The sequence below is a fragment of the Enterococcus sp. DIV1307a genome (assembly GCF_050537425.1).
Taxonomy (GTDB): domain Bacteria; phylum Bacillota; class Bacilli; order Lactobacillales; family Enterococcaceae; genus Enterococcus; species Enterococcus faecalis.
The window spans coordinates 1,505,699-1,527,263 of record NZ_CP172914.1; the positions used below are offsets into that span (position 1 = coordinate 1,505,699).

23 protein-coding genes are annotated in these 21,565 nt (G+C 38.3%); 5 read left to right on the top strand and 18 right to left on the bottom strand.

Going from position 1 to position 21,565, the window contains the following annotated elements; genetic code table 11:
• Positions 1–16: 16 nt before the first annotated feature.
• The 10 genes from pstA to IGL90_RS07395 all read right to left on the bottom strand — a co-directional run bounded on the left by pstA (position 17) and on the right by IGL90_RS07395 (position 11,296).
• Positions 17–901 (bottom strand): phosphate ABC transporter permease PstA, encoded by an 885-nt coding sequence (gene pstA / locus IGL90_RS07350; RefSeq protein ID WP_002357300.1) that lies wholly within the window; start codon positions 899–901, stop codon positions 17–19.
• Positions 901–1,821 carry a phosphate ABC transporter permease subunit PstC gene (gene pstC, locus IGL90_RS07355; RefSeq protein WP_002357299.1) on the bottom strand — a complete coding sequence of 307 codons (921 nt, stop codon included), beginning with the start codon at positions 1,819–1,821 and terminating at the stop codon, positions 901–903. The genes pstA and pstC overlap by 1 nt, the downstream gene beginning before the upstream one ends.
• Positions 1,822–1,943: 122 nt before the next feature.
• Positions 1,944–2,798, bottom strand: a complete 855-nt coding sequence (locus IGL90_RS07360) for a phosphate ABC transporter substrate-binding protein PstS (RefSeq protein ID WP_002357298.1) — start codon at positions 2,796–2,798, stop codon at positions 1,944–1,946.
• Between the two features lie 175 nt (positions 2,799–2,973).
• Positions 2,974–3,858 (bottom strand): permease-like cell division protein FtsX, encoded by an 885-nt coding sequence (gene ftsX, locus IGL90_RS07365; RefSeq protein WP_002364071.1) that lies wholly within the window; start codon positions 3,856–3,858, stop codon positions 2,974–2,976.
• Complete coding sequence (gene ftsE / locus IGL90_RS07370; protein WP_002361935.1) at positions 3,851–4,537, bottom strand: cell division ATP-binding protein FtsE; 687 nt, start codon at positions 4,535–4,537, stop codon at positions 3,851–3,853. Before ftsE ends, ftsX begins: the two co-directional genes overlap by 8 nt.
• 105 nt (positions 4,538–4,642) lie before the next feature.
• Positions 4,643–5,744, bottom strand: a protein-coding gene (gene prfB / locus IGL90_RS07375; protein WP_111997025.1) for a peptide chain release factor 2 whose coding sequence is annotated in 2 segments (ribosomal slippage) — positions 4,643–5,671 and positions 5,673–5,744 — 1,101 coding nt in all. Because the reading frame shifts where the segments join, the coding sequence is not laid out codon by codon here.
• Between the two features lie 76 nt (positions 5,745–5,820).
• Positions 5,821–8,358, bottom strand: coding sequence for a preprotein translocase subunit SecA (secA, locus tag IGL90_RS07380; RefSeq protein ID WP_002381826.1), 2,538 nt, complete (start codon positions 8,356–8,358; stop codon positions 5,821–5,823).
• A 255-nt stretch (positions 8,359–8,613) separates the two neighbouring features.
• A complete protein-coding gene (gene hpf, locus IGL90_RS07385; protein ID WP_002357293.1) occupies positions 8,614–9,165 on the bottom strand; it encodes a ribosome hibernation-promoting factor, HPF/YfiA family in 552 nt (183 codons plus the stop codon).
• A 138-nt stretch (positions 9,166–9,303) separates the two neighbouring features.
• A complete protein-coding gene (locus IGL90_RS07390; RefSeq protein WP_010777679.1) occupies positions 9,304–9,990 on the bottom strand; it encodes a ComF family protein in 687 nt (228 codons plus the stop codon).
• A complete protein-coding gene (locus tag IGL90_RS07395; RefSeq protein WP_024041558.1) occupies positions 9,980–11,296 on the bottom strand; it encodes a DEAD/DEAH box helicase in 1,317 nt (438 codons plus the stop codon). The genes IGL90_RS07390 and IGL90_RS07395 overlap by 11 nt, the downstream gene beginning before the upstream one ends.
• Before the next feature lie 272 nt (positions 11,297–11,568).
• Here IGL90_RS07395 and IGL90_RS07400 point away from each other — a divergent pair, with 272 nt between their 5' ends.
• Positions 11,569–12,285, top strand: a complete 717-nt coding sequence (locus IGL90_RS07400; RefSeq protein ID WP_048737062.1) for an AAA family ATPase — start codon at positions 11,569–11,571, stop codon at positions 12,283–12,285.
• 336 nt (positions 12,286–12,621) lie between these two features.
• On the opposite strand, the gene IGL90_RS07405 is transcribed toward IGL90_RS07400, so the two are convergent.
• Together IGL90_RS07405 and IGL90_RS07410 are read right to left on the bottom strand one after the other, a co-directional pair.
• Positions 12,622–12,957, bottom strand: a complete 336-nt coding sequence (locus IGL90_RS07405) for a PTS sugar transporter subunit IIB (protein ID WP_002364074.1) — start codon at positions 12,955–12,957, stop codon at positions 12,622–12,624.
• 120 nt (positions 12,958–13,077) lie between these two features.
• Positions 13,078–13,365 (bottom strand): DUF7662 domain-containing protein, encoded by a 288-nt coding sequence (locus tag IGL90_RS07410; protein ID WP_002357286.1) that lies wholly within the window; start codon positions 13,363–13,365, stop codon positions 13,078–13,080.
• 142 nt (positions 13,366–13,507) lie between these two features.
• Here IGL90_RS07410 and IGL90_RS07415 point away from each other — a divergent pair, with 142 nt between their 5' ends.
• The 4 genes from IGL90_RS07415 (at position 13,508) to IGL90_RS07430 (ending at position 15,908) form a co-directional block, all read left to right on the top strand.
• The gene (locus IGL90_RS07415; RefSeq protein WP_048737064.1) at positions 13,508–14,170 is read left to right on the top strand and encodes a YigZ family protein; all 663 of its coding nucleotides are present in this window, start codon (positions 13,508–13,510) and stop codon (positions 14,168–14,170) included.
• The gene (locus IGL90_RS07420; protein ID WP_002357284.1) at positions 14,160–14,393 is read left to right on the top strand and encodes a DUF2829 domain-containing protein; all 234 of its coding nucleotides are present in this window, start codon (positions 14,160–14,162) and stop codon (positions 14,391–14,393) included. Before IGL90_RS07415 ends, IGL90_RS07420 begins: the two co-directional genes overlap by 11 nt.
• A 62-nt stretch (positions 14,394–14,455) precedes the next feature.
• Entirely contained in the window at positions 14,456–15,241 is a 786-nt protein-coding gene (locus IGL90_RS07425; protein ID WP_048737066.1) for a 3-oxoacyl-ACP reductase, read from the top strand.
• Positions 15,242–15,386: 145 nt separating this feature from the next.
• Positions 15,387–15,908, top strand: a complete 522-nt coding sequence (locus tag IGL90_RS07430) for a QueT transporter family protein (RefSeq protein ID WP_002385866.1) — start codon at positions 15,387–15,389, stop codon at positions 15,906–15,908.
• Between the two features lie 39 nt (positions 15,909–15,947).
• Here IGL90_RS07430 and IGL90_RS07435 read toward each other — a convergent pair whose 3' ends face one another.
• The 6 genes from IGL90_RS07435 to purM form a co-directional block, all read right to left on the bottom strand.
• Positions 15,948–16,682: a TIM44-like domain-containing protein gene (locus IGL90_RS07435; RefSeq protein ID WP_082153256.1), complete on the bottom strand. Its 735-nt coding sequence runs from the start codon at positions 16,680–16,682 to the stop codon at positions 15,948–15,950.
• Between the two features lie 20 nt (positions 16,683–16,702).
• Positions 16,703–17,032, bottom strand: a complete 330-nt coding sequence (locus IGL90_RS07440) for a DUF1648 domain-containing protein (RefSeq protein WP_048737068.1) — start codon at positions 17,030–17,032, stop codon at positions 16,703–16,705.
• Positions 17,033–17,160: 128 nt separating this feature from the next.
• Complete coding sequence (purD, locus tag IGL90_RS07445) at positions 17,161–18,408, bottom strand: phosphoribosylamine--glycine ligase (protein ID WP_048737069.1); 1,248 nt, start codon at positions 18,406–18,408, stop codon at positions 17,161–17,163.
• A gap of 18 nt (positions 18,409–18,426) precedes the next feature.
• Positions 18,427–20,013: a bifunctional phosphoribosylaminoimidazolecarboxamide formyltransferase/IMP cyclohydrolase gene (gene purH / locus IGL90_RS07450; protein ID WP_373419654.1), complete on the bottom strand. Its 1,587-nt coding sequence runs from the start codon at positions 20,011–20,013 to the stop codon at positions 18,427–18,429.
• Positions 19,965–20,537 (bottom strand): phosphoribosylglycinamide formyltransferase, encoded by a 573-nt coding sequence (gene purN / locus IGL90_RS07455; RefSeq protein WP_002360141.1) that lies wholly within the window; start codon positions 20,535–20,537, stop codon positions 19,965–19,967. The genes purH and purN overlap by 49 nt, the downstream gene beginning before the upstream one ends.
• Complete coding sequence (gene purM / locus IGL90_RS07460) at positions 20,534–21,565, bottom strand: phosphoribosylformylglycinamidine cyclo-ligase (RefSeq protein ID WP_048737074.1); 1,032 nt, start codon at positions 21,563–21,565, stop codon at positions 20,534–20,536. Before purM ends, purN begins: the two co-directional genes overlap by 4 nt.

Genomic DNA, 21,565 nt, shown 5'->3' on the forward strand with positions numbered 1-21,565 from the left:
GCTAATTCCCCTAACATTAAGCTGATGTCATTCTCTTATAAAGACGGTTGCCGATAAAACGAGCGCCAAAATTGAAAAGTAAAACTACTAAAATTAACACAGCGGAGGCACCTGCTGAGACCGCAGCGCCATCTGGCATCGTTCCTTCGGTATTAATTTTCCAAATATGCACAGCCAACGTTTCCGCTTGACGGAAAATGCTAATTGGACTTGAAACGCTCAATGGATTCCAATTACTGAAATCTAAGGCAGGTGCGCTTTGTCCTGCTGTATAAATTAACGCAGCGGCTTCACCGAAAATCCGACCAGAACTCAAAATAACACCTGTCAAAATTCCTGGTAATGCTTCTGGCAAAATAACTTTTTTAACTGTTTCCCAACGTGAAAGACCTAAGGCTAACCCCGCTTCACGCTGTGTATAATGAATGGCTTTCAAAGATTCCTCAACATTTCTAGTCAATAATGGTAAGTTAAAAAATGTTAATGCTAACGCACCTGATAAGATTGAAAAGCCATATCCGATTTGTACAACGAAAATCAAGAAGCCGAACAGCCCGACAACAACGGAAGGCAATGAACTTAAAATTTCAATCGAGGTACGAATTAAATCAGTTAACCAATTCTTTTTCGCATATTCCGATAAGTAAATTCCAGCACCCAATGAAATTGGAATACTAATAATCATTGTAATCAATAGTAAATATAGTGAGTTGAAAAGCTGAATACCAATCCCACCACCAACTTGATAGGCTCTGGATGGTTGTGTTAAAAATTCCCACGAAATATGTGGAATTCCTCTAGCTAAAATGTAAATCAGTAAGGCCGCCAAAATTAAAACAATGACGCCAGATACGGCATATAAGATACCTGTTGCGATTTTATCTGCTTTTTTTGCATTCATTATTTTAAGGCTCCTCTCTTACCGATAATTCGGATAACAATGTTGAATAGTAAAGACATCAACAATAGAATCAAGGCTAAAGACCAAAGAACGTTGTTTTCAACTGTTCCCATAATCGTATTCCCAATCCCCATTGTCAAAATACTTGTTAGTGTCGAAGCTGGTGTTGTCAAACTAGTTGGCATCACAGCTGCATTTCCGATTACCATTTGGATTGCTAAGGCTTCACCAAACGCACGAGCCATACCAAAGACCACCGCAGTTAAAATACCAGGCACAGCTGCCCGCAAGACAACTTTATAAATCGTTTGCCAACGCGTAGCACCAAGCGCCAACGACGCTTCACGATAATGTCTAGGCACAGCTTTTAGCGCATCCACGGTCATTGTAGTGACCGTTGGTAAAATCATGACAAATAGTACAAATGTACCAGCTAAAATACCGAATCCTGTTCCGCCAAAGATTGAACGGACAAAAGGAACAATGACAGATAAACCAATAAATCCATAAACAACAGAGGGAATCCCTACAAGTAATTCAATAACTGGTTGTAAAAATTTCGCTCCTTTTTTAGGTGAAATTTCTGTCATAAAAACAGCCGCTCCAATCGCAAATGGCGTCGCAACAATCGCTGACAAAAACGTTACAATAAAGGAACCCGCAATCATTGGTAAAGCCCCAACCATGGGTTTACCGTCTGCGCCGATATCACTTGGGTTCCAGTTTGTTCCAAATAAGAAATCAAACACATTAATCTTATCTTTAAAGAATGTAGCAAGTCCTTTACTTGCAACAAAATAGAAAATTGAAACAACCACTGCTACAATTAAGGCAATACATAGGAAACTAATAAATTTCCCTCGTTGCTCCATCTTGGCTCTTTTCGATTTTGTTAATAATTTTTTCTGTACATCTTCCAAGAATATTTCCTCCTCAAACAATCCAACTTTTACAGATAAAAATAGTGTACCTTTTTTACATCAATTTGTTTTTAATAACATGTAAATTTTATGTTAAGTTTGTAAATTTTGTGTTAAGAGAATTATTTAATGACATTTCCTTGCCAATCCCGTTCAATTTCCATTTTCGAAACAGGAATATACCCTAATTGACCAATCACACGTTCTTGGATATCATCTGACAACATAAAGTCTAAAAACTCTTTGGTTAAATCACTTGGATTTTTACGAGTGTACATGTGTTCATAAGACCAAATAATCCATTTATTGTTCATTACATTTTCATCTGTTGGCTGAACACCATCAATACTTAACGTAGCTACTTCATCAGTAACATATGAAAATGCGGTATAACTAATCGCTCCTGGTGTATCAGAAACAATGGAACGAACCATGCCGCTGGAATCTTGTTCTTGCGCACGAATGGCTGTTTTATCTCCCAAGACCCATTTTTCAAAAGTCGCACGCGTACCGCTACCGGCCGCTCTATTCAAAATAACAATTTTTTGGTCTTTCCCGCCAAGTTCTTTCCAGTTTGTTACTTCACCTAAAAAGATTTTCTTTAAATTTTCCATTGAGATATCTTTGACACCGACATTTTTGTTAACGATTGGTGTAATCCCAACGACAGCAACTTTATGATCAATTAAGTCTTCCGCTTTGATGCCCTTTTTCTCTTCTGCAAATAAATCAGAATTACCAATGTCTACCGCGCCAGATTGGACTTGACTCAGACCTGTTCCGCTTCCGCCACCTTGGACATTAATAAATCTTCCCGGATTTTGGCTTTGATATTCCTCACTCGCTGTCTCTACTAATGGTTGTAAAGCTGATGAGCCTACCGCTGTGATGGATTCACCACGATCAATCCATTTTGCACATCCTGTCAAAGTAAGTATACTTGCCAAACCAATAAATAATAGCAATCTTTTTTTCATCGATTCATTATTCCTCCAATTAATTTCAATCTATTCTATTTTACCATTATATGTAGGACTTGAAAATTATAAGTTATCAATTTGTTGGTACAACTGAGAAAACTCTTAAATTAAATAACAAGTATTTTAAAACTAAACGAAAAAAAGCTCTCCAAAATGGAGAGCTTTTTTTCGTTTAAATTTTCAAGAAACGACGCATTGAAATAACTGAACCTAGTGATCCAATAATCATTCCTGTTGCAATCATTAATAGATTGACTTTCCAGATAAAATCTTCTGGACGAATTAATGAATAATTCGAACGCAATAACTGCGGGTTGAACATGTTATAAACTTGATGGTAGCCTAACGTCATAATAATGACTGGCACGATTGCGCCAATCAACCCAATCCAAGCACCTTCTAAGAAGAACGGCCAACGAATGAAACTGTTTTTGGCTCCTACAAGACGCATAATTTGGATTTCTTTTTGACGAGATAAAATCGTAATCCGAATAGTGTTGGAAATTAAGAACACTGCAACGAATAAAAGTAATGCAGCAGCTGCTAAGCCCCAAGTTCGAACGGTTTGAGCGATTTTAAAGATTTTGTCTGAGTTTACACCACCGTAATCGGCTTTAAAAACACTTGGGAATTTAGCTGCTTGTTTCGCAATATCTTTCGTGTCTTCTGGTGTTTTTGCACGGACATAATACACGTCGTATAATGGGTTACTGTCGCCTTCGAAAAGATTCCAGGCATCCCCCATTTGTTCTTGGATTTTTTTCAATTGTTGATCTTTGTTTGAATAAGAAATATCTTCAACATTGTCTAATCCTTTAAGTTGTTTTTCTAATGTTTTCATTTCATTTTGTTTTGTACCAATATCGACAAAGACAGACACTGTCACGTTTTTTTCGATATCATCAGCAAGTTTCGTTGCATTAAAAATAACGCCCATAAAAATACCAACTAAAACTAATGTAATTGTAACCGCACTTGCTGAGGCAACAGTCATCCAACCGTTCCGTTTTAAACTTTTGATACTTTCAAATAAATGAGAAAAGAATGTTCTAATCATCGTAGCCGTATTCTCCTTCCACTTGGTCACGGATAATGCGACCATTTTCAATGGCAATAACACGGTGACGAATCGTATTTACAATTGTACTATTATGCGTTGCCATCACGACTGTTGTTCCTTGTGCGTTAATCCGGTCCAACAATTTCATGATTTCCCATGAATTCTCTGGATCTAAGTTCCCAGTTGGTTCATCGGCAATTAAAACTTTCGGTGTATTTACGATTGCTCGTGCAATGGATACCCGTTGCTGTTCCCCACCAGAAAGTTCGCTTGGAAAAACACGTACCTTATGTTTTAGACCGACTAAATCTAAAACTTCCATCACGCGTTTTTTGATTTCGCGAGGACGTCGTCCGATAACTTGCATCGCATAGGCCACGTTCTCATACACAGTTTTCTTTGGTAATAGTTTATAGTCTTGGAAAACGATGCCGATTTCACGACGTAAATAAGGAACTTCTTTATTTTTTATTTTCATTAAATCATGACCTGCAACTGTCAAATTACCTTTTGTTGCTTTTTCTTCACGATACATTAATCTAATAAAGGTTGATTTCCCTGCACCTGAGGGACCAACCACATAGACGAACTCGCCTTGGTCAATCTCTACTGAAATATTTCGAATCGCTGTTGTACCATTCGAATATTTCTTCATTACATCTTTCATTTCAATCATGGCGTTCTCTCCATCTCTTTTTTCTTCAATCCTACTCATTATAACATGTCAATATTGCAAACTTCTTGCATTAAGTTACATTTTTATTTCAATTTAATGAAGAGCTTAACTTAAGCGCTGTTTTAAGTAGGCATCAATGAAACCATCAAGGTCTCCATCCATCACAGCTTGTACATTGCCGGTTTCGTAATTTGTCCGATGGTCTTTGACCATTGAATACGGATGGAACACGTAAGAACGGATTTGTGAGCCCCAGCCAATTTCCATTTGTTCACCACGTAAACTTGCTGCTTCTTGGGCTTTCTTTTCCATTTCCAATTGATATAATTTGGCTTTTAACATACTCATTGCTTGCTCACGGTTTTTTAATTGAGAACGTTGTGCTTGGCTTGCGACAACGGTACCTGTTGGAATATGTGTGATTCGAACAGCCGATTCTGTTTTATTAATATGCTGACCACCAGCACCACTTGCTCGATAGGTATCAATTTTTAAGTCATCTGGATTGATCGCAATTTCTATTGTGTCGTCTAATTCAGGCATTACATCAACTGAACAAAACGAAGTATGACGGCGTTTAGCGGAATCAAAGGGCGAAATCCGCACAAGACGATGGACACCTTTTTCAGATTTTAGGTAACCATAAGCATTGTAACCTTTGATTAATAAGGTGACACTTTTAATCCCTGCTTCATCTCCAGCTTGGTAATCCAACGTTTCAACTTGGAAACCGTGACTTTCTGCCCAACGTGTATACATTCGTAAAAGCATACTTCCCCAATCTTGTGATTCAGTACCACCGGCACCAGGGTGTAATTCAATTAGGGCGTTATTATGATCATATGGCTCATTTAGTAGTAAGGATAGCTCATACGTTGTTAAACGTTCTTGCAAGAGATGAATTCTTTCTTCCAATTCTTCTTGAATCTCTGCATCATATTCTTCTTGTTGTAATTCAAACATCACCGTTAATTCGTCAAGTTCCTCAGAGAGCTGATGAAATTGTTGATATTTTTCTTTCAAACTATTGGTTTCGTTAATTAGCTTTTGAGCCGTTTCTGTGTTGTCCCAAAAACCAGGTTCTCCCATCCGATTTTCCGCCTCGGCAATGTCTTCTTCTAACTGGTCTAAGTCAAAGAGACCTCCTGAAGCTAGTAATTTTTTGTGTCATTTCGTCTAATAATGTACGAATTTCTGGGTTTTCCAAAATGATTCCTTCTTTCTCTTTATTGTAAAAAGAGCAAAGGCGGGACAAATTGCCCCACCCTGCGTTTTTTCTTTAATTAAGCGTTTCTTCCATGACAATTTTTGAATTTTTTGCCACTTCCGCATGGGCATAAATCATTACGGCCCACTTTTTTATCTACACGCACAGGTTGACGCTTCGCACTTGTGTTGCTTTGTGCAGCTGCATCTTGTTCTGTTTCTGGATGTTCCGCTTGTCCTTGAGCTACTTGCTCACGTTGGACATTTTGGCGAATTTCCGATTTCATGAATAAACGTGTTACTTCATATTCGATTGAACCCACCATATTGTTATACATAGAATAACCTTCTGTTTGATATTCTACTAATGGGTTGTTTTGACCGTACGCACGTAAGCCGACAGATTGGCGTAATTGATCCATTGCATCAATGTGATCTGTCCATTTAGTATCGACAACACGCAAGATGACTACTTTTTCAAATTCTAGCAATTGTTCTTGGCCATTCAATTGTTGAGATTTTTCTTCAAATACTTCTTGCGCACGTGCCACTAAGTAGTCTTTGATTTCTTCAGCTGATTTATTTTCTAAATCTTTTTTAGAAATCGTATCTTCATGGACAAGTGTTGAGGCTGCAAAATCGACAATCCCATCTAAATTCCATTCTTCTTTTTCTAATTGTGTATGGCTATCCACCACTCGGCCAATCGTCCGTTTTACCATGCCCATCAATACATCAGACAAGTCATTTTCTTCCATAATCACTTCTTGTCGTTGCGCATAAATAACTTCACGTTGCTCGCGCATCACGTCATCGTATTGTAAGACATTTTTACGTGTATCATAGTTATTTCCTTCCACACGTTTTTGAGCAGATTCTACTTGGCGAGTAAACATTTTACTTTGAATAACTGCATCTTCTTCTTGCACATTCATTCGTTCTAAGAATGTTTTAATTCGTTCTGAACCAAAGCGTTTCATTAAGTCATCTTCTAAAGATAAATAAAATTGTGAAACCCCTGGATCCCCTTGACGTCCTGCACGTCCACGCAACTGATTATCAATACGACGTGACTCATGACGTTCTGTCCCGATAACTGCTAGACCACCTAGTTCAAGTACACCTAAACCAAGTTTAATATCCGTTCCACGACCAGCCATATTTGTTGCAATTGTAACTGCGCCTTTTTGACCGGCATTCATAATGATTTCAGCTTCTTTAAAGTGATTTTTCGCATTTAATACTTCATGAGGAATTTTAGCTGCGTTTAATTTATCAGAAAGTAATTCTGACGTTTCTACCGCAACAGTCCCCACCAACACTGGTTGTCCTTTGTGGTAACGTTCTTTAATATCTTCCACCACTGCATTAAATTTACTTTCTAAGGTTGGATAAAGTAAATCTGGACGATCGTCACGGATAATTGGACGATTGGTTGGAATTTGAATGACTTGAATATTGTAAATTTCACGGAATTCTTCTTCTTCTGTTTTAGCAGTACCAGTCATCCCGGCTAGTTTTTTGTACATCCGGAAGTAGTTTTGGAACGTAATCGTCGCCATTGTTTTTGTTTCATCTTCAATTTCGACGCCTTCTTTTGCTTCAATCGCTTGATGCAAGCCATCAGAATAACGACGACCATCCATGATACGACCAGTAAATTGGTCAACAATTAAGACTTTATTGTCTTGAACCACGTAATCAATGTCTAGTAACATGATATAGTTTGCCCGTAACGCTTGATCTAAATGGTGCGTTAATGCTGTATTTTCAATATCGTAAAGGTTATCCAATCCGAAAGTTTGTTCCGCTTTTTCAATCCCTGCTTCTGTTAAGCCAATTGTTTTAGACTGAATATCAATTTTGTAATCTTCGTCTTCTTTTAAGCGTTTGACAAAATTATCGGCACGCGTATAGAGTGCTGTCGATTTTTCAGCTTGTCCAGAAATAATTAATGGGGTTCTTGCTTCATCAATTAAGATTGAATCCACTTCATCGACAATTGCATAGTTTAATGGACGTTGAACCATTTGGCTGCGATAAACAACCATGTTATCACGCAAATAGTCAAATCCTAATTCGTTATTTGTACTATAAGTGATATCACAGTTATACGCTTCACGTTTTTCATCAGAAGATTTAGAGTTAATGTTTAAACCAACGCTTAAGCCTAAGAAATTATATAATTCTCCCATTTCGTTAGAGTCACGGGTTGCTAAGTATTCATTAACTGTAACAACGTGTACTCCTTCGCCAGATAGTGCATTCAAGTATACAGGCATTGTGGCAGTCAAGGTTTTCCCTTCACCTGTTCTCATTTCAGGAATGTTCCCGTCATGAAGCACAATCCCACCCATTAATTGGACACGGTATGGGAATAAACCTAGTACTCGTTTAGCAGCTTCACGGACAACCGCAAACGCTTCTGGTAATAGTTCGTCTAAGGTTTCCCCTTTTTGATAACGGGCTTTAAATTCATCTGTTTTTTCACGTAATTGTTCATCGCTTAGTTGTTCCATTGCACTTGCATGTGCATCAATTTTATCGGCGATTTTTTCTAATCGTCTTAATTCTTTTTTATCGTTTTCAATCATTTTTTTCAAAAAATTTGCCATTGGTATCTGTGTTCCTTTCAATTACCTCTTTTTATTTTTGTATCCTTTTTGTACAAGAAGCACAATCTATCCGTTTTATTTTATCATTACTTGACGAGAAAGAAAACCATTTCTCTCTATTTTACAGACATTTTCCTTTAAAAGAGGAACTTTTAAAGTTATTTTATGTATTTCTTTATTTTTTCTTTACTCTGTGCTTTAAAGATGTTTAAAGAGCTGAAATGCACGAAGGCATTTCAGCTCTTATTTTAAGCTTTAGTCTGTTTCAATCAAGCCATATTTGCCATCTTTACGACGGTAAACAATGCTTGTTCCATTTGTTTCAGCATCTTCAAAAATGAAGAAGTTATGTCCTAACATGTTCATTTGTAAAACAGCTTCTTCACTGTCCATCGGTTTTAATGATAGACGTTTTGTACGAACGATGTCTAATTCTGAAGGTGTTTCTTCTGTTTCTTCACCAACTAAGAAGACAGCGGCTTTTGTATTGTTACGTCCTGTTTCACGAGATTTTCTGTTGATTTTTGTTTTAAATTTACGAATTTGTCGTTCTAATTTATCGACAACCAAATCAATACTTGCGTATAAATCAGGTGACGTTTCTTCAGCTCGTAAAACTAGATAAGGAAGAGGAATAGTAACCTCGACTTTGGCTGTTTTTTCAGTGTACACTTTCAAATTCACGTGAACCGTTGCTTCAGGTGAATCGCTGAAATATCTTTCTAATTTACCGACTTTTTTCTCAACATAGTCTCGAATCGCTTCGGTTACCTCGATATTTTCTCCACGTACATTATATCTAAACATAACAATTACCCCTTTCATCTACCAGTAAAGAAAAGATTAAAGGACCACTCTTTAATTCCCTTCTTCTTAATTTCATTATATCGAATAATCTGGGTTTTGCCAACAAAATAGTCATCAAATTTATGAATTCTTTTCTTTTTACCGCGCGAGAGTAAACGTATTCAAACTTTTAGGATAACAGTCATTGATAACAGCAGCTGCGTGGAAAAGAGTTCGTCCAGTGGTATAGATGTCATCCACCAAAATAATAGAACAATTTTTTAATTTTTTTTGATTTTCTTTTTGGATGGCAAATGGTTGTTGCAACTGCATCCTTTCCTTTCTAGTTTTCTTAGATTGCGGAACATTTTCCTCTTTTCTAATTAAAAAAGGGCTGTACGGAACATCAGCCGCTTCTAGTAAGCCAATTACTTGGTTGAAGCCTCGTTCTTGCATTCGTTTTTCGGATAAGGGTACCGGAATAATATAGTCCGCAGATTGTTGCTGAAAGTAAAAGTTGATTTCCTCACTAAAACACATTCTTAAGCGATAGTCTCCTTGAAATTTATAGCGTTCCATCCACTCTTGCATTCCTTCATCATAATGAAACAACGCTGCATTATGAAAAGAATACTCTGGATAAAGCAACTGCCACCTTTGACAATCAAAACAATAGCGCTCTTGGCTGACGCGACTACAGCCAAAACAAGTGCCTATCATTGGCAGTTTCTGGAACTTTGCTTGGCAGTGCTGGCAAAGTGAAGGCCTCGCCCATTTTTTAAATCGTAAGAGCATTTTTAATGTTATCTCCAAACGAATGGGGCTTGCGCAATTTTTACAATCCATCTAACATCCCTCGTTTGCTAGCCAAGCGATTCATTTGCTTTATTTGCCGAATCGCCTCTTTCATATCTCTTGTTTCCCCATCATGTAAAAATAAAACTTCGCCGTAATTGAATTCTTGTCTTCGATCGACTCGGCCCGCAATTTGGACAAGTGTTGAAGAAGTGAAGACTCGATGATTAGCACCATAAACAATAACTGAGACTGCATCAAAAGTCACACCACGTTCTAAAATGGTTGTAGTGATCAAAATATCCGTTTTCTGCTGACGCATTGCTTGAACTTTTTCCAGACGAAGTTCATCACTACCATAAACGGCGACAACTTCTTTGTCGGAAAATCGCTCAGCTATTAATGGATGCAATTGGTGAATTAATGGAATGCTTGGGCAAAATAATAAAACTGAATTACGCACCAATAAACGTTTCAAATGATGTGCAATGATTTTAATATTTTTGGTAGAAATACGTTGCCACGACTGAACCCAAAATCGGCGTGGCACAGGTAATGGCCTACGATGATATCTTGCTGGCAAAATACTGGCCGCTAACTTCTTTTGCTGTAAAAGCTTCCGTAATTCTTTCGTAGGGGTTGCTGTTAAGTACACCAAACTACTTCTTTTTTTTCGTGCGTTACGCACTCCATAATAAAGATGCTCGTTATTAACAAAAGGAAAAGAGTCTACTTCATCAACAATAAGTAAATCAAACGCTTGATGGAATTTCAATAATTGATGGGTGGTGCAAATCACTAGTTTCGTATAACGATACGCTTCTTGACTGTTTCCATGAAGTAAAGCAATTGCTTCGTGAGGAAAAACCGCTTGGATTCTGGGAAACAGTTCTAAGCAAACATCGACACGCGGCGAAGCCAGCGCAATTCGTCCCCCTTCTTGTAAGGTTTGGTGCAAAACAGCAAATAACATTTCTGTTTTGCCTGCACCTGTAACTGCCCACACTAAGCGATTCTCCCTTATTTTTACCGTCTCACAAAGTTCAACTGAGATCGCTTGCTGTCCCTTTGTTAATTGTCCAGACCACTCAAAAAAGACAGTTCTTGGGCTATTGGGCCTTTCTGGTAAATGACAAAATTTTTGACAAGAAGTCACACGGCCTAATTGAATGCACGCATGACAGTAGTATACATTTGTCGCCAGTCTGTTTTCTTTTTTGGATACTACTTCCCCGCACCGCTGACATTGAATTGTTAGGGGTGAACGCTCTAACATTGTTGGTAAATAAACCAGTTTTGTCTGTATTGAAGGTTCTGTTTCTTCAAGAATTATTTTACGTCCATGCAAATCTTCCATGTTAACCACCTCATTTATAAAATACGCATTTCTCTAGCTTTTTTGCGAAAAAGGAGATCTCCCACCGTTATCTTTCTATTCTTATCTAGTCGTTACCTACTAAACAAACTCTTGATACGCTTTATTGTTTACACGAATCTTCTACTTTCGACTTACCTATATGCAGATTTTTTATAAACAAATTTATCTACCTTTAAAGAAAAATTAATGTTAAAGTATATCTAGTAATTCAAGCTTTAATTTGAAAAGACTAGAAAGGAGCAAGCTTTATCATGGAAAATATTTTTTTAAAAAGACTAGAACTCAAAGCTTTTGAAGAAGATTCTGTTTTTTCAAAAATTGAAGGGCTGAATAAATTTAATTCACTAAATTTTAAAAAACCTATTACTTTTTTTTCAGGTGAAAATGGAACTGGAAAATCCACTTTATTAGAAGCAATCGCAGTCAATTGGGGATTTAATCCTGAAGGCGATAGTATTAATTTTAATTTCTCTACAAACGATACTCACTTGGATTTACATAATTATTTAACTGTTGGAAAAAGTGTAAAGCGTGCTACGGATGGCTTCTTTTTAAGAGCTGAAAGTTTCTACAATGTCGCTACATATGCAGAAAATATAGACTTAGATTTTTCTGAATATGGCGATAAATCCCTACATCATCAATCACACGGCGAAAGTTTTTTGAATCTGGTGAACCATCGGTTTAGAGGAAATGGTCTGTACCTGTTAGATGAGCCTGAAGCGGCTCTCTCACCTCAACGCCAACTAGCCTTAATGATATCTATAAAAAAACTAATTGATGAGGGGTCTCAGTTTATTATTGTCTCTCATTCACCTATATTACTTGCAATGCCTGACTCACAAATTATTTCTTTTGATAAAGATAGTCCTTTAGAAATCACGTATGAAGAAAGTATGCCTTATGAAATAACCTCATTATTTTTAAACAACAAAAACAGAATTCTCTCTCATTTATTTGCTGAATAAGTCTGTTATTCGAATTGCTTATGCCATACTATAATGACTCGTATATAAAAATATTGTTAATCATTCTTTGAATTACTACTTTTTACTACTTTTAGACTACAGAAAAAGGTGTTCATTATTCACAAAATAGATTGTTAAGTATGTTTTTTTAGTATCTAGATTAAAGTAAAAAATTAAAGACAGTTGTCTTTCTCTAGCTCACAGGACTAATTTCGGCTCTATAATTTATGGAACTGATAAACCAGAATGACTGCTTCAGCTCAATTCTAATTAACTAAAGTCATAAAAAAAGACAAGTTGCTTTTTCGAAGATTCTCGAAAAAACAACTTGTCTTTTTACTCTTTTTTATCTGCTTGTGCTAACAAATCCAAGGCTTGTTCCAACACTTTTTCCCCGTTCATTAAGCCGTAATCAGACATGCTAATGACATCTGTTGGGATACCTTTTGGTGATAGACGCTTTTCAAAATCACTCTTCATATAACGAACTTGTGGACCTAACAATAACACATCGACTGGATTATTTTCTAAATTTGTGTCTGCTTCCGATGCAGAAGCCGCAAATATATGGGCATCTAAGCCTTGATTAAATGCTGCTTTTTGCATTTTTGTAACAAGTAAACTAGTACTCATTCCTGCGGAGCAAACTAACATAATTGTTTTTTTTGACATTTTAACAGCCCCTTTTACCATTGCCTTTTTCAATTTTCAACATTATCTATTAAAAATATTATAGTGTAAAGTTAATTTTTGTCAATCATTCTTGTTTTTTAAAGCGGATACAACCTTGGTTTAAACGTACCATGCTGATTTCAGTAATTTATTAAATACCACATATTCTTTTTCCAAATTCACTTGAACTACTTGGTAACTCGCATTCAACCAACCATAAGCGCCCTTTTCTGGATGCTTATAATCGTTCGCCCACCAATCGACATCTGTCTTAGCAGTTTTTGGTAAACCAGAATGAGGGAATAACAATTCATCAAACTGGGTAAAGGTCAAGGTAACTTGGGAACCGCCATTCGTTTTCAAATAATGAGTAATTGTATCATATTTTTTCTGTCGTGTATGTACCATTTTCCAGCGCCTCCCTTTTCTCTATCATACCTTATTATAACGTTTTTTTCCAAAAAATCTCACAAAAAAGATGAGAGAAAAAGTTGCTATTCAGTTGATTCTTTTTTATACTGACTTTATTACGAGAGAAAAGGATGCCCATATGTTAGAAAGCTATATTACAGTCAAACAAGATGGTTTCAGCGAGATTGAAATCAAGAAATCGCGGTTTATCTGTTCTGTAAAGCGCGTAACATCAGAAGAAGAAGCAAAAGCCTTTATCGCCGCAATAAAAAAAGAACATTGGAAAGCCAATCATAATTGTAGTGCTTTTGTGATCGGCGAAAAAAATGACATTCAGCGGAGCAGCGATGACGGCGAACCTAGTGGTACTGCTGGTGTTCCAATGCTGGAAGTCTTAAAGAAAAAAGAGTTAATCAATGTAGTGGCTGTTGTCACTCGTTATTTTGGCGGAATAAAATTAGGCACTGGTGGTTTAATCCGAGCATATAGTCATGCTCTTTCCAACACTTTAGATGAAATTGGTTTAGTCATTGGCAAATTGCAACAAGAACTATTGATTACGATCGCCTATCCTTTATTAGGAAAAGCCCAAGCCTTTTTGGAACATAGTCCCTACACGCTTAAAGAAACTATTTACACAGAGTCTATTCAGTTAATTTGTTTAGTAGATGAACAAGCAACAGAAACATTTATAGCTGAAATGACGGATCTACTTAACGGTCAGTTGACAATTGAAAAAGGTGCAACAAGCTATCATGAACTACCATTTAACGAAAAAGGAGCACAATCAAATGACATTTGAAGAAGTATTGCCACAGATTAAAGCAGGAAAAAAAGCCGTACGTAAAGGCTGGAGCGGTTTTGAACTTTTTATTGAATTACGTGATGAAATTGGCACCTCCGAAGGTGAATTTTTACAAGTTACCCCGTATTTTTTAATCAAAACTTCTGATGAAGGCTACAGCATGTTTTCACCAACACCTTGTGATGTCTTAGCAGAAGATTGGGTGATTGTTGAAGCATAATTATACACATAAGGTCTGGCAGATTACGGCGATTGCTCGTTCTTCCAGACCTTAATTTTTAAATGTTTAAAGGAGTTTTTCTTATGCCAAAAGAATTTGAAACAAAACGGGTGCTTGTAACCGGTGCAGCTTCAGGGATTGGCCAAGCACAAGCAATTGCCTTTGCTGAGCAAGGTGCTGAAGTTATTGGCATCGACCTAGACGAAACGGGGTTAAAACAGACAGCCGCACTGGTTAACCCAGATTCTACTAAGCCATTTACTTATTTTGTCGGTGATGTGTCTTCTCCCTCATTTGTGCAAGCCACGATGAAACAAATTGTGAAAAACAACGGCCAAATTGATATTTTATTAAATACGGCAGGTATTTTAGATGATTATCGTCCTTCTCTAGAAACTTCGGAAGCTTTATGGGATCAAATTTTAGCAACCAATTTAAAAAGTGTCTTTTTAGTGACCAATGCTCTATTACCTTATTTCCTCCAACAAAAAAAAGGAGTAATCGTTAATATGGCATCTATCGCTGGCTTAGTAGCTGGGGGCGGCGGCGCAGCGTACACTGCCTCCAAACACGCAATCATCGGGTATACAAAACAACTTTCCTACGATTATGCCAAATTAGGCATTCGAGCAAATGCGATTGCGCCAGGTGCCATCCAAACACCCATGAACGCAGCTGATTTTGCAGGAGAAGGTGAAATGGCTACTTGGGTAGCAAGTGAAACACCTGCGGGCCGTTGGGCACAGCCACAAGAGGTAGCAAAACTTTCATTATTTCTAGCTAGTGATGACGCTGATTATATCCATGGCACAGTTATGACCATTGATGGTGGTTGGACCATGAAATAAAAAGACTTTACAGAGTGTCTGTTCTTCAGTAACATGTAACACAGTGAGGCAACTCACACCATAACACTTCAGTTGGCTTTACTGCCCTTCCTTTGGTTATGGTTATCACTAAAACACGTCGTTGTTTTATAAAGGAGAATCTTAAATGAATCATTCATCAAATCCACAAACCAGTACGTGGTCAGCTACGGCGTTGGCTAAAATGGCGCTGGTTACCGCTTTGTATGTTGTTGTCACTGTACTTCTCGCTCCGCTTAGTTTTGGTCCGATACAGCTTCGTCTTGCCGAATTATTTAATTATTTAGGCGTTTTTAACAAGCGATATATCTGGTCCATTACGTTAGGGGTTGCGATTGCCAACACCGCTTCGCCTCTTGGTATCATCGATATAGTCATCGGTAGCGCTGGAACGTGCGCAGTCTTATGGATTGCCTATTTTGCGACAAAAAATCAGCAAAATTTATTGATTAAACTAATGCTGACGGCCATTCTTTTTGCTTTGTCCATGTTCACTGTCGCCGGACCCTTAACGTTCTTTTATCAGTTACCTTTTTGGTACACATGGTTGACCGTTGGACTTGGTGAACTTCTTTCAATGACGGTCGGCGGCATCCTGATTTACGTATTAAATAAAAAAATACAGCTTGTAAAACGCATCGAAGAATAAAAAAGCGCTTGGGGTTTAAACCCCAAGCGCTTTTTAGCACTATCCTTTAGGTTGAATGAAGTCTGCTTGCCATTTTCCAAGAGATGGATTGTAATCAAAATACCAAAGTTGTGAAAAATATTGTTTTTGATGCTTGTATCCCGATAAAACACGACCGCTTTGAGTATCTTCCTCGTAGTCAATACAAGAAAAATGAAGCATCAGTGAAAAACTGGTTTCACTAATAGGATGATAATTCGAAGCTGGCGCTACTTTCACTTTTTTCACATGATTTCTGATGCCCGCTTGTTGATTTGCTTGTAATACTGCAAGATGTTTTTGATAAAGTTTTTCTGTATAGTTATCTTTGACTACAGACAAGTTTTCTTGATCCCACGCTTGTTGTATTTCTAAAAACGTTTGTTGTATTTCTTTTAAGAGTGCCTTTTTTTCTTTTGATGTTCCAGGTAATGCTGCCCACATTTCTTGAAAAGCTCCTTCATCGACTGGTTGATTTCTGCGGCGTCTTTGCCAAATCATCGCGCCCCCAAAAAGAACAAAAAACACTGTTGAAATTAAGCCTTCCAGTGGCGTTGTGTTGCTGGTCCCGGTCTCGTTATGATGAACATAACTTCTTGATCCATCACCGCTTGGCGAAAAACCATTCGAGGGATTACCTCCGCTAGGACTTTCTACACGTCCACCGCCATAGCCACCAGCTACAGCCTCCGCTTGATTAGGCCATAAACAAAAGGCCATGGCACAACCCACAAAAACTAAAATTAACTTTCTCATTTTCTCACCTTTCGACCCCTTCAAACCAACAAATGAATAAATAGACGCAGAATACTAAACAAAGCGCCAAGATTAACAATGATTAAGAACACCTTCAGCCACCTACCATATGGTTGTACTGATTGATAACTTCGTTGATAAATACTCAAGCCAAACAGGACCACTGGCCACATAAATATACTATATCTTGGGCCAAACGAATTACCCTTGCCCAAAAAATTCACATGAATGGGCACACGAGCTGGTAAATCAGGATATACCACCGCACTTAATAATAGTAAACTGACTGCTAAAATACTTGTAACAATAAATAACCGCTGACTAACTTTTTCAATCTGCTTCTCTCTCATTATTTTAGCTTTCTCCTCTAGTTTAATGATGGATATACTTTCAGTTTATGCCTCCCTATCTGAATTTGCAATAAAAAAAAGACAAGGAAACATTCGATTAAATGTCCTTGCCTCTGTTTTTGAAAATCCTAAATCAAGCCTTTCACACCTATATCTTTTCGGTAGTACATTCCAGGAAATGAGTAATTATCCAATGTTTGATAAACTTTTTTGCGGGCTTCTTCAAGAGTCGAAGCAGTTGCTTCTGCTAAAAAGATTCGTCCGCCAGCCGAAACCAGAGCCTGTTCTGAACGAGTTACCCCTGCATAATAGATGGTTTCACCAGACATTTCAGGCAATGGTAGATTTGTCTTGTATTGATTAGGATAGCCTTCTGCTGCTACAACAACACCAACACTCGCTAACTCATTCCATACAATCGTTGGTTGCTCTTTCGCCAGCAATGAAGAAATTATTTCTGAAAGGGGACTCTCTAAACGTGCCAACACAACTTGTGTTTCTGGATCCCCAAATCGAGCATTAAATTCAATAACCTTGGGGCCAGTTGCTGTTTGGATTAAACCAGCATATAAAATCCCTTGAAACGGACGTTTTTCAGCCACCATTCCTTTAGCAGTCGGTTTCAGGACTTGACTAATGGCTTGCTGAACCGCTTCTTCTGGGATCTGAGGCACTGGTGTATAAGCGCCCATCCCCCCTGTATTCGGCCCAGCATCCCCATCGAAAATCCGCTTATGATCTTGAGCAATCACCATCGGATATACCTTCTCATTAGAAACAAAAGCCATTAAGGAAAATTCTTCTCCTTGCAAAAATTCTTCGATTACAACCGTTTGACCGCTTGCTCCAAATTGTTGGTCCTCCATCATCGCAACTAGCGCCCGTTTTGCGGCTGTTTTTGTTTCGGCAACTACTACTCCTTTTCCAGCTGCCAAACCATCTGCCTTAATAACAATTGGTACTCCTTGCTGTTCAATATATTCTAAGGCAGGTGCCAAACGTTGAAAGACCCGATATGCTGCCGTTGGAATCTGATATTTTTGCATAAAATCTTTCGCAAAACTTTTTGAACCTTCAATTATTGCAGCTGCTTTTGTCGGGCCAAAAATCAGTAATCCCGCTGCTTGAAAGGCATCTACAATACCTTCAATTAATGGCGTTTCCGGTCCGACGAATGTCCAATCAATCTGATTATCCTTCGCAAATTGAATTAGTTCCGTTTGCTGCTCTTCACTGATAGGTACAGTCCGAATATTATCACCACTCATACCAGGATTACCTGGTGCACAATAAACAGTCTTGACTTTATTTTCTTGCTGTAATTTTTTGGCGATTGCATGTTCACGACCACCACGCCCAATCACTAATATATTCATCGGTTTCTCCTTTAAAAATTAATGTTTGAAATGACGAGTCCCAGTAAAAATCATCGCAATACCATAATGATTCGCTAGATCAATTGATGCTTGATCTTTAATGCTCCCGCCTGGCTGAATAATTGCTTGAATGCCATGTTGTGCAGCATATTCCACGCTATCTGCCATGGGGAAAAAGGCATCACTTGCTAAGACGGCCCCTTGTAATTTTCCAGCTGCTTGGGCTTGATCAACTGCAATTTTTACTGAACCAATTCGATTCATTTGACCAGCGCCAATCCCCACCGTTTGGCTTTCATTGGCTAAAACAATAGCGTTTGATTTTACATGCTTGACTGCTTTCCAAGCAAAGTTCAAGGCGTCTCTTTCGGCTGGTGTGGGTTGGCGCTCTGTAACAACTTGCCATGCTTGGTCATTTTCAACAACTGTATCCTGTTCTTGAATTAATAACCCACCCATAACAGAAACTAATTCCTTCGCTTTTTTTTCTTGAGCATGAAAATCTAACGTTAACAAACGAAGATTCTTTTTCTGAGATAACAGGGCCAGAGCTTCTTCCTCAAAACTAGGCGCAATAATTATCTCTAAAAAGATTTGATGCATTTCAGCCGCAGTCGCTTGGTCCACTGGACGATTCAAAACAACAATGCCACCAAAAATTGAAACTGGATCTGCTTCAAATGCCTGACGATAGGCTGCCAAAATCGTTTTTCCTGTTCCTATTCCACATGGGTTCATATGTTTAACAGCGACGACCGTAGGTTCTGTAAACTCGCTAGCAATCCGGAGCGCTGCATCAGCATCTCGAATATTGTTATATGACAGTTCTTTGCCATGAAGTTGTCGAGCGGAAGCAACGGATAATGATACAGGTACAACGGATTGATAAAAGGTGGCCTGTTGATGGCTATTTTCGCCATAGCGCAATGTTTGCTTACGTTCATAAGTAAGCGTCTGTTTCTCTGGTTCAGTTTCACCCACTTGCGTCGTTAAATAGTCAGCGATAAGCGCGTCATAAGCAGCGGTATGACGAAAGACTTTTGCTGCTAATCTTTTTCTAGTGGCTAACTGGCTAGTTCCAGTGCTGCTAATTTCACTTAATACCTGTTCATAATCACTAGGATCAACCACTGCTGTTACGTCTTGATAATTTTTTGCCGCTGAACGTAACATGCTAGGACCGCCAATATCAATCATTTCAATCGCTTCTGCTTCAGAGATCGCTGGTTTTAAAATTGTTTCTTTAAATGGATAAAGATTCACTACTACAAGGTCAATAAATTGAATGCCTTGTTCAGTCAGTGCTTTTTGATGCGTTTGGTTTCCCCTTTTTGCCAAAAGTCCGCCATGGATATTCGGATGTAACGTTTTGACACGGCCATCTAACATTTCTGGAAAGCCAGTGATGTCGTCAATAGCAAGTGTCGGTACCCCCGCTTCTTCCAAGACAGTCCTTGTTCCCCCAGTGGAGATAATTTCAAAGCCATTTGCAACTAAGCCTGCTGCAAATGTTATCACTCCTGTTTTGTCTGAAACGCTAATCAATGCTCTTTTGGTCATTTCATTGTCTCCTTTACAATTTGTGAAATTATTTTTGGGTACCATTCGTGCTCAAGAGCATGAATTTTCTCTGCTAATGTGTCCAATGTATCTTCAGTATCAATCTTGGTTGTTGTTTGAAAAATAATCGGTCCTGTATCAACCCCAGAGTCAACATAATGGATAGTGATTCCTGTTATTTTCACTCCATAATGAAATGCCTCTTCAATTCCGTGAAGACCTGGAAAACTAGGTAACAGAGAAGGATGAATATTGACGATTCTCTTTGGATAAGCCTCCAGTAAAGTCTTGCCGATAATTCTCAAATAACCAGCTAACACGATTAAATCGATCTGATGCTCTTTTAAATGTTTCAATACTTGTTCTTCATACTGCCCACGAGATGGAAAATCAGATGGTGAAAAGCAAACAACGGGAATCTTGCGTTTTTGGGCACGGGTCAATACATAGGCTTCAGGCTGGTCACAAAAGACTAAGCTCAACTGCCCTGCAATTTTTTTCTGGGAAAAAGCTGCAGCAATCGCCTCAAAATTGCTACCATTGCCAGATGCAAAAACAGCTATCTTCATAAGGCTTCCTTAAAAATAACGGCTTTCGTTTTCCTAGGTACCAAACGACCAATTTCAAAAGCTTCTGGCAAAAGCTCCTGAACTTTTTCAACATGCTCTGGACTCACCGCTAAAATCATCCCTAAGCCCATATTGAAAATTTCATACATTTCTTCAGATGGAATTTCACCATATTTTTGAAGCAATTTAAAAATTGGTAGCACTGGCCAACTATTTAATTGAATCTCTGCAGCTAATGAAGAAGAAAACATTCTTGGTAGATTTTCTAAAAACCCGCCGCCAGTAATATGCGCAGCCCCATGCACGAGTCCTGCTTTTAACAATGGCAATAATTCCTTCACATAAATTTTTGTTGGTGTTAATAATTCTTCCCCTAACGTTTTGGGTGCCAATTCTGGAAGCTTGTCCGTTGTTTTAAACGAATGTTTCTTAAAAAAAACATTTCTTACTAAAGAGTAACCATTAGAATGAAGACCACTTGAAGGAAGACCAATCAAGAAATCGCCTTCTTTTACGTTACTTGGAGTCAAGAGTTGACTTTTCTCAGCAATACCCACGGCAAAACCAGCCACGTCATAAGCATCTGCTTCATACATATCAGGCATTTCAGCTGTTTCGCCCCCAATTAAGGCTGCATTCGCCTCACAACAGCCAGCCGCAACACCCGCAACAATTGCTTCAACTTTAGCTGGATTAACGGTCCCTAACGCTAAATAATCTAAAAAATATAACGGTTCGGCGCCTTGTGCGACGACATCATTGACACACATTGCTACACAATCAATTCCGATTGTCTCGTGTCTCTGTTCTTCAATTGCCAAGAGTAACTTTGTGCCTACGCCATCCGTTCCTGATACCAAAACTGGTTCTTTAAGCTTGTAACTGCTTAAATCAAAACAACCACCAAAACCACCAAGCATGCCCAACGTTCCCGTCCGTTGTGTCTTTTGGCTATGCTTTTGAATTCGTTCCACTACTTCGTATCCTGCCTCAACATTTACGCCAGCTTTTGAATAGGCATTTTCCAT

Bases quoted from the DNA above. Each gene is read 5' to 3' on its own strand.
- pstA (WP_002357300.1), bottom strand. From the start codon at position 901: ATGAATGCAAAAAAAGCAGATAAAATCGCAACAGGTATCTTATATGCC.
- IGL90_RS07360 (WP_002357298.1), bottom strand. From the start codon at position 2,798: ATGAAAAAAAGATTGCTATTATTTATTGGTTTGGCAAGTATACTTACT.
- ftsX (WP_002364071.1), bottom strand. From the start codon at position 3,858: ATGATTAGAACATTCTTTTCTCATTTATTTGAAAGTATCAAAAGTTTA.
- ftsE (WP_002361935.1), bottom strand. From the start codon at position 4,537: ATGATTGAAATGAAAGATGTAATGAAGAAATATTCGAATGGTACAACA.
- secA (WP_002381826.1), bottom strand. From the start codon at position 8,358: ATGGCAAATTTTTTGAAAAAAATGATTGAAAACGATAAAAAAGAATTA.
- hpf (WP_002357293.1), bottom strand. From the start codon at position 9,165: ATGTTTAGATATAATGTACGTGGAGAAAATATCGAGGTAACCGAAGCG.
- IGL90_RS07390 (WP_010777679.1), bottom strand. From the start codon at position 9,990: ATGGATTGTAAAAATTGCGCAAGCCCCATTCGTTTGGAGATAACATTA.
- IGL90_RS07395 (WP_024041558.1), bottom strand. From the start codon at position 11,296: ATGGAAGATTTGCATGGACGTAAAATAATTCTTGAAGAAACAGAACCT.
- IGL90_RS07400 (WP_048737062.1), top strand. From the start codon at position 11,569: ATGGAAAATATTTTTTTAAAAAGACTAGAACTCAAAGCTTTTGAAGAA.
- IGL90_RS07405 (WP_002364074.1), bottom strand. From the start codon at position 12,957: ATGTCAAAAAAAACAATTATGTTAGTTTGCTCCGCAGGAATGAGTACT.
- IGL90_RS07410 (WP_002357286.1), bottom strand. From the start codon at position 13,365: ATGGTACATACACGACAGAAAAAATATGATACAATTACTCATTATTTG.
- IGL90_RS07415 (WP_048737064.1), top strand. From the start codon at position 13,508: ATGTTAGAAAGCTATATTACAGTCAAACAAGATGGTTTCAGCGAGATT.
- IGL90_RS07420 (WP_002357284.1), top strand. From the start codon at position 14,160: ATGACATTTGAAGAAGTATTGCCACAGATTAAAGCAGGAAAAAAAGCC.
- IGL90_RS07425 (WP_048737066.1), top strand. From the start codon at position 14,456: ATGTTTAAAGGAGTTTTTCTTATGCCAAAAGAATTTGAAACAAAACGG.
- IGL90_RS07430 (WP_002385866.1), top strand. From the start codon at position 15,387: ATGAATCATTCATCAAATCCACAAACCAGTACGTGGTCAGCTACGGCG.
- IGL90_RS07435 (WP_082153256.1), bottom strand. From the start codon at position 16,682: ATGAGAAAGTTAATTTTAGTTTTTGTGGGTTGTGCCATGGCCTTTTGT.
- IGL90_RS07440 (WP_048737068.1), bottom strand. From the start codon at position 17,032: ATGAGAGAGAAGCAGATTGAAAAAGTTAGTCAGCGGTTATTTATTGTT.
- purD (WP_048737069.1), bottom strand. From the start codon at position 18,408: ATGAATATATTAGTGATTGGGCGTGGTGGTCGTGAACATGCAATCGCC.
- purH (WP_373419654.1), bottom strand. From the start codon at position 20,013: ATGGTACCCAAAAATAATTTCACAAATTGTAAAGGAGACAATGAAATG.
- purN (WP_002360141.1), bottom strand. From the start codon at position 20,537: ATGAAGATAGCTGTTTTTGCATCTGGCAATGGTAGCAATTTTGAGGCG.
- purM (WP_048737074.1), bottom strand. From the start codon at position 21,565: ATGGAAAATGCCTATTCAAAAGCTGGCGTAAATGTTGAGGCAGGATAC.